The sequence below is a fragment of the Aeromonas sp. 75A genome (assembly GCF_051919425.1).
Classification (GTDB): domain Bacteria; phylum Pseudomonadota; class Gammaproteobacteria; order Enterobacterales; family Aeromonadaceae; genus Aeromonas; species Aeromonas veronii.
On the sequence record NZ_JBQBES010000002.1, the window covers coordinates 3,405,148 to 3,417,224 of the forward strand.

The window sequence follows — 12,077 nt, forward strand, 5'->3', positions numbered from 1 at the left end:
GTCATGATATTAGACAGTGTTGTCACCGGCAGTAAAGAGAATACGCGTGCATGGCGTAAATCGGATACCACATGGGGATTAGGTCTGTTCGGTACTGCTATCGGGGCGGGGGTCTTGTTCTTTCCAATCCGGGCCGGATATGGTGGCCTGATCCCAATATTAATCATGCTGGTGCTGGCTTACCCCATTGCATTTTATTGCCACAGGGCGTTGGCCAGATTATGTCTTTCCGGCAGCAATCCTTCAGCCAATATCACCGAAACCGTTGAAGAACATTTTGGCAAAATGGGTGGCGTGGTAATTACCTTCCTCTATTTCTTTGCCATCTGCCCACTGCTGTGGATATATGGTGTGACAATCACCAATACCTTCATGGCATTCTGGGAACATCAACTGCAAATGGCGCCGCTCAATCGGGGTGTTGTCGCCCTTGGGCTGCTGCTGTTGATGGCCTTCGTGATCTATTTCGGTAAGGATCTGATGGTTCGCGTAATGAGCTATCTGGTCTTTCCCTTTATTGCCAGTCTGATCGTTATCTCTCTCTCCCTCGTCCCGTACTGGAACAGTGCCGTCTTTGATCAGGTCAATCTGAGCGAGATATCGATGTTTGGCCACGATGGTATTCTGGTCACCGTCTGGCTGGGGATCTCCATCATGGTCTTCTCCTTCAACTTCTCGCCGATTGTCTCCTCTTTCATCGTCTCCAAACGGGAAGAGTATGAGCAGGAGTTCGGTCGTGATTTTACCGAGAAGCGCTGCTCGAAGATTATCTCCGGTGCCAGCATGCTGATGGTGGCCGTGGTGATGTTCTTTGCCTTCAGCTGCCTCTTTACCCTGTCACCGCAAAATATGGCGGAAGCCAAAGCCCAGAACATTCCGGTGCTCTCCTATCTGGCCAACCACTTCTCCTCGCTGGCTGGCAGCAAGTCTGCGTTTGCCACCACCCTGGAGTATGCGGCGTCCATTATCGCGCTGGTTGCTATCTTCAAATCCTTCTTCGGTCACTATCTGGGGACGTTGGAAGGGTTGAATGGCCTTATCCTCCGCTTTGGCTACCAGGGCGACAAGAGCAAGGTTTCCAGTAAAAAACTCAACATGGTCAGTATGTTGTTCATCATGGGATCCACCTGGCTAGTCGCTTATGTGAACCCCAACATCCTCGACCTGATTGAGGCAATGGGGGCGCCAATCATCGCTTCCCTGCTCTGTCTGCTGCCGATGTATGCGGTGAGCAAGACACCAGCACTGGCAAAATATAAAGGTCAGGCCAGCAACCTGTTTGTCACCATCATCGGTGTGCTGACCATCCTGAATATAGTTTCCAAGCTGTTCTGAAAACCTTTTCTGCAAGTCATCAACCATTCAGGCCCCCCTGGTGGGGTCTGGATGGTGCAGTCAGACATGAGCAATAACCGGTTCTTCGTTGGCCACAATTATGTGGGCCCCGGGTAAGGCTTGCCATTTTTTGACTTTCTGTTTATGGCGAAATGCCCTGACTGCAGTGACTCGACACTATTAATCTCGAGGCGATGTAATGAAGTTTGATTCGTTGGTTCTGGTTATCAATTGCGGCTCCTCATCGGTCAAATTCTCGGTACTGGAGAGTCAATCCTGTGAGGTGGTGATATCCGGTATGGCGGATGGTATTGAGACGGCCCATCCACAATTGCAAGTGGGTAAAGAGCCCGTATGTCATTAGCTGAAAATAACCACACCTGTGCATTGGCTGCCATCGCGGCTGAATTGAAAAAGCGCGATCTGCTGGATTCGATTGTGCTGATTGGTCATCGGATTGCGCATGGTGGTAGTGAATTTAGCGAAGCCGTGATTATTGATGAACATGTATTGGCCAAAATAAAGCAGGTGTCACCCTTGGCTCCCCTGCACAATCACGCCAATTTATGCGGTGTGATGGCGGCTCGTCAGCTATTTCCCACACAACCCCAAATTGCGGTATTTGATACCGGTTTTCACCAGACCCTGAAGCCGGAAGCCTATATCTATGGGCTGCCTTACCAATATTTGCAGGATTACGGCGTGCGCCGCTATGGCTTCCATGGCACCTCCCATCGCTATGTGGCAGAGCAGGCCTGCGTATTTATGGGGCTGGATGAGCAGCATGCCGGTCTGGTCATCGCCCATCTGGGCAATGGCGCCTCTATTTGTGCGGTACAGGATGGCAAGAGCGTCGATACCTCGATGGGGATGACGCCGCTGGAGGGGTTGATCATGGGCAGCCGCAGCGGCGATATCGATTTTGGCGCGCTGGCCTATATCGCCAGCAAGACAGGACAATCTATCGAGGATATCGAGCGGGTATTGAACAAGCAGTCCGGCCTGCTAGGTATTTCGGGGCTCTCCTCAGATATGCGGGTATTGGAAGCTGCCTATCACGAAGGACATCCTGGGGCGAAATTGGCCATTCACGCCTTTGCCCATCGTATTGCCCGCCATATCGGTGGTCATGCCACCTCATTGCGCCGACTGGATGCCGTTATTTTCACCGGCGGTATTGGCGAAAACTCGGCCTTTATCAGAAAGCTGGTATGCGAACGACTTCAGGTATTTGGCGTAGCGATCAGCGAGCCGTTTAACCAGCGTCCCAATAGCGAGGGTTGTCGGATTATTTCGGCGGCAGAGTCCATGGTGCTGGCGGCGGTTATTCCCACCAATGAAGAGAAAATGATCGCGCTGGATGCCATTCGTCTGGGGCAGCAGGTTCGTCAGGCCGAGTGCGTCTGACATCTTCCACTGTAGTGTCATGAGTAGTGAATGAGGTTTATTTGATGAAAGTTGATATGCAATTGGAGCAGGATAAATTCCGTCAGGCATGGCAAGGGTTTGCCGGTGAAAACTGGAAGCACGAGATCAACGTCCGTGATTTTATCCAGCAGAACTACACCCCCTATGAAGGTGACGAACAGTTTTTAGCAGATGCCACCGAAGCGACCACCACTTTATGGAACAAGGTGATGAAGGGGATTCGTATCGAGAATGCCACCCACGCACCGGTCGATTTTGATACCAATATTGCCACCACAATTACCGCCCACGGGCCGGGTTATATCGAGCAGGGGCTGGAAAAAATCGTTGGCCTGCAAACCGACAAGCCCCTTAAAAGAGCGCTGCACCCGTTTGGCGGCGTAAATATGATCCGCAGCTCTTTTGAAGCATATGGCCGGGAGATGGATCCCGAATTTGAATATACCTTCAGCGAATTGCGCAAAACCCATAATCAGGGGGTGTTCGACGTCTACTCTCCCGAGATGTTGCGCTGCAGAAAATCGGGAATTTTGACCGGTTTGCCGGATGGTTACGGCCGTGGTCGCATTATCGGAGATTATCGTCGGGTCGCGCTCTATGGCATAGATTATCTAATCCGTGAGCGGGAGCTGCAGTTTGCTGATCTGCAACCGGCTCTCGAGCGGGGAGAGCAGCTGGAGCAGGTGATCCGTCAGCGCGAGGAGCTGGCCGAGCACAAGCGGGCACTGGTGCAGATCAAGCAGATGGCGGCCAACTACGGCTTCGATATCTCAGGGCCAGCACGCACGGCGCAGCAGGCAGTGCAGTGGCTCTACTTTGCCTATCTGGCGGCGGTGAAGTCGCAAAATGGCGGGGCCATGTCCCTCGGTCGTACCGCCACCTTCCTCGACATCTATATCGAGCGGGATCTGAAGGCAGGGCTCATTAGCGAGCAGGATGCCCAGGAGCTGGTCGATCACTTCATCATGAAGATCCGCATGGTGCGCTTCCTGCGTACCCCCGAGTTTGACTCCCTCTTCTCCGGCGATCCCATCTGGGCGACCGAGGTGATCGGTGGCATGGGGCTGGATGGCCGTACTCTGGTGACCAAGAACTCCTTCCGCTACCTCCACACCCTCAAGACCATGGGGCCGGCGCCCGAGCCCAACCTCACCATCCTTTGGGCGGAAGGATTGCCGCGGGCCTTCAAGACCTATGCGGCCCGCGTCTCCATCGATACCTCATCCCTGCAGTATGAAAACGATGACCTGATGCGCACTGACTTCGAGAGCGATGACTACGCCATTGCCTGCTGCGTGAGCCCCATGGTGATCGGCAAGCAGATGCAGTTCTTCGGTGCCCGCGCCAACCTGGCCAAGACCCTGCTCTATTGCATCAATGGCGGGGTGGACGAGAAGCTGAAGATCCAGGTTGGCCCGAAAGTGGCGCCCATCATGGACGAGGTGCTGGATTACGACACTGTCATGGCCAGCCTCGACAGCTTTATGGATTGGCTGGCGGTGCAGTACATCAGCGCGCTCAACCTTATTCACTACATGCACGACAAGTACAGCTACGAGGCTTCCCTGATGGCGCTGCACGATCGCGACGTCTATCGCACCATGGCCTGCGGTATTGCCGGTCTGTCGGTGGCGGTCGATTCGCTGGCGGCCATCAAGTACGCTCGGGTCAAGCCGGTGCGCGATGCTGACGGGCTGGCGGTCGATTTTGTGATTGAGGGGGAGTATCCCCAGTACGGCAACAATGACGAGCGGGCCGACTCCATCGCCTGCGATCTGGTCGAGCGCTTTATGAAGAAGATCCAGGCGCTGCCGACCTACCGCAATGCGGTGCCGACCCAGTCGATCCTGACCATCACCTCCAACGTGGTCTATGGCCAGAAGACTGGCAACACCCCGGATGGCCGCCGTGCCGGTGCCCCGTTTGCACCGGGAGCCAACCCGATGCACGGTCGGGATCGCAAGGGGGCGGTCGCTTCGCTCGCCTCGGTAGCCAAGCTGCCGTTCAAATACGCCAAGGACGGGATCTCCTACACCTTCTCCATCGTGCCGGGGGCGCTCGGCAAGGAGCCGACCAATCGCGAGAACAATCTGGTGGGGTTGATGGATGGCTACTTCCATCATGAGCGGGATGTAGAAGGGGGTCAGCACCTCAACGTCAACGTGATGAATCGCGAGATGCTGCTGGATGCCATCGAGAATCCGGACAAGTATCCCAGCCTGACCATCCGGGTCTCCGGCTATGCGGTGCGCTTCAATGCCCTGACCCGCGAGCAGCAGCAGGACGTCATCTCCAGAACCTTCACCAACATGATGTAACTCTCATGCCCGGGGTGAGCAGGTTTGCTCCGGGCCTACTTTTTGTTTGTCAGCACGAGGAAGTAACAGATGCGACAGGTTATCACTACCAAGGCGGCGCCGGGCACCATCGGCCCCTATGTGCAGGCCACCCGGATTGGCAACATCCTATACACCTCCGGTCAGATCCCGCTGGACCCGGTGAGCGGCGACGTTGCGGAGGGGATCGAAGCGCAGACCCTGCGCTCCCTGCAAAACGTACAGGCGATTGTCGAGGCGGCAGGCGGCGAGGTGCGCAACATCTTTAAGACTACGGTGTTTGTCTCGGATCTGAACGACTTTGCTACGGTGAATCAGGTCTACAACGACTTCTTCACCGAGCACGATGCCATGTATCCGGCGCGATCCTGCGTAGAAGTGGCCCGCTTGCCGAAGGATGTGAAGATCGAGATAGAGGCGATTGCTGCGCTGGAGTCCTGACGCGGCGATCCTTATCAATAAAAAGAGCGGCAGCCCGAGGGCTGCCGCTCTTTTTTCATCGAACCCGCCGTGCGCGATAATGGCGCAAGGAGCAGGTCATTCTGGATCAGGCGATCCGTTCGATACGAGCCATGTAGAAACCGTCGAAGCCGGTCTCGGACGGGCTCACGGTGTGATCGTCACGCAGACGGAAGTTTTCGTTGGCGGCGAGGAACTTGTCCACCTGCAGGCGGTTCTCCTCGGGCAGGATGGAGCAGGTTGCATAAACCAGCAGACCACCCACTTTCACCATCTGGCTGTAACGCTGCAGGATCTCTTCTTGCAGCGCGACCAGCACCGGCAGACGCTCGGCGGTATCACGCCACTTGGCATCCGGATTGCGCTTGAGTACGCCCAGACCGGAGCAGGGCACGTCCAGCAGTACGCGGTCGGCGCTCTCTTTGAGGCGCTTGACGGTCTTGCTGCTGGTGATGATCCGGGTTTCCACGTTGTGGGCACCGGCGCGACGGGCGCGCTGCTTGAGATTCTCCAGCTTCCACTCTTCCACATCCATCGCCAGCAGACGGCCTTTGCCCTGCATCATGGCGGCGATGTGCAGGGTCTTGCCACCGGCACCGGCGCAGGCGTCGATGACGCGCATGCCCGGGGTGACCTCCAGAGCCGCAGCAACCAGCTGGGAGCCTGCGTCCTGCTGCTCGAAGCAACCATCGGCAAAGGCCTTGGTACGGAACAGGGCGGCGTCCGAGGTGACCTGCAGGGCAGTCTCCACACCATCAACCGGAATGGTGGTGACCTGCTCTTTGGCTAGAATGGCTTGCAGCTCATCAAGGGTGCACTTGAGGGTGTTGACCCGCAGGTAGCGCTTGGGCATCCAGGCCAGAGCGGCACGCTCGGCAGGCCAGGCTTCACCCAGCTGCTCGCTACCCAGTTTCTCCAGCCAGCTCGGGCAACCATCCATCAATACCGGGTTCTTCTTCGCCTCGGTCAGACGTCGGCGGAATGCTTCTTCATTGAAGCGATCCAGGGTCGGGTGGTTGGGCTGGGCAATTTTGTGGAAGGCATGCCAGCTGTGCAGCAGCGGCCAGACATTCTTTTCGGCCTGACGCACCTGAATACCGGTGAGGAAACAATAGAGGCTGAGACGGCGCAGCAGGTCGCCGGTGACCAGGGCAATCCTTGCCTGTTCTTGCGGTTTGAGTTCGATGCCGGAGAAGTGACGGGCATAAGCGCGGTCGAGGGTAAGACCCTGACCGAGCACATCGTCAATAATGGCAACGACCAGATCCCCGAAACGGGGCAACAGTGGGGATTTGAGCATGAGATTAACCTTGGCCAGATAAAGATGAACCGCACCTTTGTGAAGAGGGACAGTTCTAAAATTGACAAATCCGCGCAATGATAGGGGTTAGATGGGGTTGGCGCAACACTCCCCATGGGTGAGTGGCTGAAACAGTGGCGCCGGGCTTTTTGATTCGGCGGGATAATGATGCCGGTAATGGTTCAAAAAAGTGCATGACTACAAGGATGACAAAGATGCATGTGACCAGTAAGTGTTCGTTGGCCCTGGTGGTGGCCAGTTTGTTGGGGTCAACCAGCCTGATGGCCAGCGAGTGGAGCACGGTAGCCGCCAGAGCGACTGCGGAGCAAGGTTATGAGGTGCGGGCCAATCAGTTTCGGGTGGCCAAGGTGCCGCTCGACTATTTTGCCGGGCTGCAAGCCGGGGCGAGTGAGCTGACCCTACCGCTGCCCGATGGGGGGAGGTCACCTTTGCTCTGGAAGCCTACGACTTGCTGCCTGCAGATCTTGCCGCCAAGTATCCGCAGATCCGCACCTTCAAGGGTCACAACCCGGCGCATCCGATAGAGACGGGGCGCTTCGATCTGGGGCCGCAAGGTTTCCACGCCATGTTCAGCCATCAGGGCAGGATGGTGTTTGTCGATCCGCTCAGCAATGCCGAAGGCTACGCCGTCTATTACCAGCAGGATGCCCATAGTCGATTGGAAGAGGCTGCAGATGAGGTGATAGGGCCCAAGCTCAGCAAACTGGTGCGCAAGGTGCAAGTGGATGGCAATGTTCGCAAGCGCTACGTCATTGCCATTTCGGCGACAGGAGAATTTACACAATACCACGGTGGCTCCAAAGCGCTTACCATGGCGGCGATTGCGACCTTGCTCAACCGCGTCAATCAGGTCTATCAACGGGATGTGGGCGCCGAATTCGTGCTGGCCAGTGGCAATGACAACCTGATCTTTACCGATCCGGCCAGCGACTTGTTTGCCAATGATAATTCGGATGCGCAGACCAATATCGGGGTACAGGCTTATTACTTTACCAATATGCAGCTCGGTAATTTTGATATCGGCCATGTACTCAATACCGGTAGCGGTGGTCTGGCCGGTTTGGCAGTGCTCTGCACCAATCAGAAGTCTGGCGGGATGTCGGGTTCACCCACACCGGTGGGAGACGCCTTCTTCGTTGACTATGTGGCTCATGAAATTGGCCACCAGTTTGGTGCCGATCATACCTTCAACGGCACTACCGGGAGTTGCGGTGCTGGTACCCGGGTTGCGAGTCAAGCCTATGAGCCTGGTAGTGGCAGCTCCATCATGGCCTATGCCGGTATTTGTGGTGATGAGAATATCCAGGCTCACAGCGACCCCTATTTTCATAGCAAGTCCATCGAGCAGATGCGTGCGCACATGGCGACCGTATCGACTTGTGGAACCACACTCGCGTTGAGTAATCATGCCCCGCAGGCAGCTGCAGGGGGGGACTATGTGATCCCTGCCAATACGGCCTTTATGTTAAAAGGGGCTGGTGGAGATCTGGATAATGATTCTCTGCTCTACAACTGGGAGCAGATCGATCTGGGTACTGAATCGAGCAGTGCTGCCACCATGATTGACGATGGCTCCCGGCCGCTGTTTCGTTTTGTCTCTCCCACGGCATCGCCGGAGCGGATCCTGCCGAGTTTGCCATCCCTGCTCTCCGGCACGCTTGCCAAAGGAGAGGCCTGGTCGACTATCAACCGGGATCTCAATTTCAGACTGACGGTGCGTGATGGTCAGGGTGGCGTTGCCAGTGATGACATGAAAGTGCAAGTGATCAATACCGGTGCGGCATTTCGCATCACCAACCCGTTTTACGGGGTGACTCTCACTCCGGGGGCCAGTCAGGCAGTGGCATGGGATGTGGCGGGCACAACTGTGGCGCCGATCAGTTGCAGCAAGGTGGACATCTCGGTGACCCAGGATGAGGGCGTAAGCTGGACAATGCTCGCCGCCGGACAACCCAATAACGGCGCAGCAACGGTAACGTTGCCTGCCGATCTCACCAGCAGCGTCAGGCTGAAAGTGGCATGCAGCGATAATATCTTCTTTGCCATCAGTCCCCTCAAATTGCCTCTGGTGCAAGGTGGCTCGACTTCAGGTGGCGGCGGTGGTGGCGGGGCGCTCGGATTGTGGACGCTGGCTCTGGCACTGCTCGGCTGGCAACGGAGGCGTACATGAAGGGAGTCCCTCTGTTGCTGCTTGTCATGCTCGGCGGTTGTCAGGCCGATGCCAGTACGCTGGAACAGGAGCTGAGCGCAAACCTCGCCAGACAGGATTACCGCCTGATAGTGATAGCCGGGCGGGGAGAATTCGCCCCCGGTATTGCAGCCGAGCAGCAGGCAGAGGCCAAGGCGCGCTGTGGCAAGCGTTATCTGGATGGATTGGGCGATGTGATAAGGCCCGGTCAGCAAGAGATACATGCCAAGTTGAGCGCTTACGCCAGCGAGTATAACCAGCGTATGGTGATTCATTGCCCAATAGCATCGGGTGCTGGCAAGCAGTAATACACCAACGAACCAATCCAAATGGAGGGGATATTCATCCCCCTATCTATCCGTGAAGGCGCCAATGGCGCCTTCACTTTTTTCCGTTGTTGAATGGGGCCAGTCTGTATTGCCTGAGATGGGGAGCGCGGGTGCAGCACGATTTTTCAGCGTGACAGAAGTTTTGTGCGAATTTTCTTTTCTGTCTGTCACGCAGATCGTCAATTGACGCTGCACCATACTTGTTGTCACCAAGGTAGGGCAAGGAGGCTCTATGAAGCATGGCATTGCGGTGATTATCACCAGTTTGTCTGTTCAGGTTGCAGCAGAACCACAGTGGACCTTCATGGATGAAAACTTGGCAAGGGGAGGGAGCTATGATGTGCGAGCTGAAAAGGTCAGAGTGGTGGTTCCTGACAAGCCTTTTGAACCCGGGCATCTCGCCAGTGTATTGACCTTGCCATTGCCGGATGGCACTACGGTGCAGTTTGATGTTCATCCCAATATCTTGCTCCCGGAGCCTTTGGTCCAGCGCTACCCTTCTATCAATACTTACAGTGGGAAGGCTATCGATCGGGCGGCGGATACAGGCCGATTTGATGTCACCATACATGGTTTTCACGGTATGTTTACCCATCAGGGGCGTACCTTTTATGTCGATCCGCTTCAGGACGGTTTCTCTTATGCCGTTTATGAACAGCAAGATGCCTGGCGGCGACAGGATGTGGATCAGGTGATTGATCCTCATGGTATCGAGCGTGAGCGAGCTGTGCTGGTCGATGGCAATTTGCGCAAGCGCTACACCATCGCCATCTCGGCAACCGGGGAATATACCCAGTATCACGGTGGTACCAAGGTTGCAGCACTCTCGGCCATTGCAACACTGCTTAATCGGGTCAATGAAGTCTATCGCCGTGATGTGGGGGCCGAGTTTCAGCTTGCAGCTGATACGGATAATGTGATTTTCACCGATCCTGCGACGGATCCTTTCACCAACTCGACCCAGGATATCGCCATCAACCAGACCCAACAGGGGGTGTTGCTCAAGCCTTCTTTTGATCTGGGCCATCTGCTGGCGACATCAGGCGGCGGAGTGGCGACCCTGAGATCTTTATGCAACCCTTTCAGCCGTTCACGGGGCATGACCGGAGGCTCACAGCCTATCGGTGATGCGTTCTTTATTGATTATGTGGCTCACGAATTGGGGCACCAGCTGGGGGCCGAGCACTCCTTCAATGGCATGGCCGACAGTTGTGCCACGGGTCGCAAGGCTAGCTCAGCCTGGGAACCGGGCAGTGGCTCGACCATCATGGCCTATGCCGGGATCTGTGGTGAGGAGAATCTGCAGGTTAACAGCACACCTTTTTTTCACAGCAAGTCGATCGAGCAGATGCGGGCTCTGATGGCCTCTCTGCCCTCCTGCGGCACCGACCTGGTGCTTGCCAATAACGCGCCGGTTGTGGATGCGGGGGGCGATAGGGTGATCCCCGCCAATACGCCTTTCACTCTTGTCGGCAGTGCGCTGGATCTGGATGGTCATCCCCTCAGTTACACCTGGGAGCAGGTTGATCTTGGCAATGCATCCTACAGCGTGGCAACCATGGTGGATGATGGAACTCGCCCGCTGTTTCGCTTTGTCTCGCCAACTTCGGATCCCCGCCGAACCTTGCCTGCCATGAGCTCGCTGATCACGGGTGTGCTGGCCAAAGGGGAGGCGTGGCCAGCGACCAATCGTAACCTTCAGTTTCGCCTTACGGTGCGCGATGGTCAGGGGGCGGTCAGCAGTGATGAGATGGTGGTGCAGGTGATCAATACCGGCGCGGCATTTGCCATCACAGCTCCGCAGATCGGCGCCATGGTGGCGGGTAGCACTCAGCTAGTGACATGGAATGTTGCCGGGACCGATCAGCCTCCTATCAATTGTCCCGGCGTGGATTTGGCACTGACACAGAATAGTGGTTCTACTTGGACTACGCTGGCAAGCGGGCTTGCCAATAACGGTTCGGCCAGTGTGGTGTTGCCTGCACCGTTGACCAGCACGGCCAGGCTGAAGCTGGCATGCAGCAATAATATTTTTTTCTCTATCAATGGGATAAGAGGTAATGCGTCTGCCACTACGGAAAGTGCAACTGTCATTACCGACAACAATGCGGGTGGCGGCGGTGGTGGTGCAGTGAATCTTATCGTGATCCTCCTGATGGGAGGGGCAGCCGGATGGCGCAGGTATTACGGTTAGCCGTCAGTTTGCTGTTTCTATATATCTGCGCAGCGCCTGTTGTGGTCGCATCACTGACCGAGGCAATAGATGAAAGTCTTGCTGCTCAGGATTATCGGCTCATTGTGCGTGGCGGACGAGGCGGTATGGCCCCGGGGGTTGTGGAGTCATTGCAAGCAGAAGCGAGAACCCGGTGCGGAGTCCGTTATCTGACAGGGTTCGGTGATGTGATTGAGATGGGTAAGGAGTCGGAGTTTGAGCAGCGGATTGACTATGCCACCCGATATAACCGACAGATGCTGGAAAGGTGCATGCCGGAGGCGATTTCAAGGCCGTAGTGGCTGTTCAACAACGGCGTGTAAATCGGTATGATTGGAGTTATAACTCTAATATTCCAAACATAGTGATAGCCTCAGGGGAATGATTCGATGACTCACATATGAGCCCCCATATACTTTTTTGGAGTTTTAACTCTATTAAAAAGAACTGCTGAAAATGCTAACAAAAT

Annotated in this window: 8 protein-coding genes and 1 pseudogene; 8 read left to right on the plus strand and 1 reads right to left on the minus strand. The window is 55.7% G+C overall.

All coding sequences use genetic code 11. The features are described from left to right. Window positions 1-3: 3 nt before the first annotated feature. From tdcC to ACTG2T_RS16010, 5 genes are all read left to right on the plus strand, one after another. Window positions 4-1,335 (plus strand): threonine/serine transporter TdcC, encoded by a 1,332-nt coding sequence (gene tdcC / locus ACTG2T_RS15990; RefSeq protein ID WP_139437651.1) that lies wholly within the window; start codon window positions 4-6, stop codon window positions 1,333-1,335. A gap of 199 nt (window positions 1,336-1,534) precedes the next feature. Beyond that, a complete protein-coding gene (locus ACTG2T_RS15995) occupies window positions 1,535-1,699 on the plus strand; it encodes a hypothetical protein (protein WP_439973798.1) in 165 nt (54 codons plus the stop codon). Further along, a complete protein-coding gene (gene tdcD / locus ACTG2T_RS16000; RefSeq protein WP_439973799.1) occupies window positions 1,690-2,742 on the plus strand; it encodes a propionate kinase in 1,053 nt (350 codons plus the stop codon). Before ACTG2T_RS15995 ends, tdcD begins: the two co-directional genes overlap by 10 nt. A gap of 44 nt (window positions 2,743-2,786) precedes the next feature. Next, on the plus strand, window positions 2,787-5,081 hold the full coding sequence (gene pflB, locus ACTG2T_RS16005) for a formate C-acetyltransferase (RefSeq protein ID WP_330125060.1): 2,295 nt from the start codon (window positions 2,787-2,789) through the stop codon (window positions 5,079-5,081). Window positions 5,082-5,150: 69 nt separating this feature from the next. After that, entirely contained in the window at window positions 5,151-5,540 is a 390-nt protein-coding gene (locus ACTG2T_RS16010; RefSeq protein WP_330125061.1) for a RidA family protein, read from the plus strand. Window positions 5,541-5,646: 106 nt separating this feature from the next. Here the strand turns inward: ACTG2T_RS16010 and ACTG2T_RS16015 are convergent, their stop codons facing one another. Next, on the minus strand, window positions 5,647-6,858 hold the full coding sequence (locus tag ACTG2T_RS16015; RefSeq protein WP_330125062.1) for an RsmB/NOP family class I SAM-dependent RNA methyltransferase: 1,212 nt from the start codon (window positions 6,856-6,858) through the stop codon (window positions 5,647-5,649). Window positions 6,859-7,073: 215 nt separating this feature from the next. Between ACTG2T_RS16015 and ACTG2T_RS16020 the strand changes: the two are divergent. The 3 genes and pseudogenes from ACTG2T_RS16020 to ACTG2T_RS16030 all read left to right on the plus strand — a co-directional run bounded on the left by ACTG2T_RS16020 (window position 7,074) and on the right by ACTG2T_RS16030 (window position 11,590). Beyond that, a pseudogene (locus tag ACTG2T_RS16020) lies at window positions 7,074-9,049 on the plus strand (reprolysin-like metallopeptidase). Further along, window positions 9,046-9,375 carry a hypothetical protein gene (locus ACTG2T_RS16025; RefSeq protein WP_120415664.1) on the plus strand — a complete coding sequence of 110 codons (330 nt, stop codon included), beginning with the start codon at window positions 9,046-9,048 and terminating at the stop codon, window positions 9,373-9,375. Before ACTG2T_RS16020 ends, ACTG2T_RS16025 begins: the two are co-directional and overlap by 4 nt. Window positions 9,376-9,628: 253 nt before the next feature. Next, on the plus strand, window positions 9,629-11,590 hold the full coding sequence (locus ACTG2T_RS16030; RefSeq protein ID WP_330125064.1) for a reprolysin-like metallopeptidase: 1,962 nt from the start codon (window positions 9,629-9,631) through the stop codon (window positions 11,588-11,590). Window positions 11,591-12,077 lie beyond the last annotated feature (487 nt).

Excerpts from the sequence above, each read along its gene's own strand:
- ACTG2T_RS16015 (WP_330125062.1), bottom strand. The coding sequence starts at position 6,858 with ATGCTCAAATCCCCACTGTTGCCCCGTTTCGGGGATCTGGTCGTTGCC.
- tdcC (WP_139437651.1), top strand. The coding sequence starts at position 4 with ATGATATTAGACAGTGTTGTCACCGGCAGTAAAGAGAATACGCGTGCA.
- ACTG2T_RS15995 (WP_439973798.1), top strand. The coding sequence starts at position 1,535 with ATGAAGTTTGATTCGTTGGTTCTGGTTATCAATTGCGGCTCCTCATCG.
- pflB (WP_330125060.1), top strand. The coding sequence starts at position 2,787 with ATGAAAGTTGATATGCAATTGGAGCAGGATAAATTCCGTCAGGCATGG.
- ACTG2T_RS16025 (WP_120415664.1), top strand. The coding sequence starts at position 9,046 with ATGAAGGGAGTCCCTCTGTTGCTGCTTGTCATGCTCGGCGGTTGTCAG.
- ACTG2T_RS16030 (WP_330125064.1), top strand. The coding sequence starts at position 9,629 with ATGAAGCATGGCATTGCGGTGATTATCACCAGTTTGTCTGTTCAGGTT.
- ACTG2T_RS16010 (WP_330125061.1), top strand. The coding sequence starts at position 5,151 with ATGCGACAGGTTATCACTACCAAGGCGGCGCCGGGCACCATCGGCCCC.
- tdcD (WP_439973799.1), top strand. The coding sequence starts at position 1,690 with ATGTCATTAGCTGAAAATAACCACACCTGTGCATTGGCTGCCATCGCG.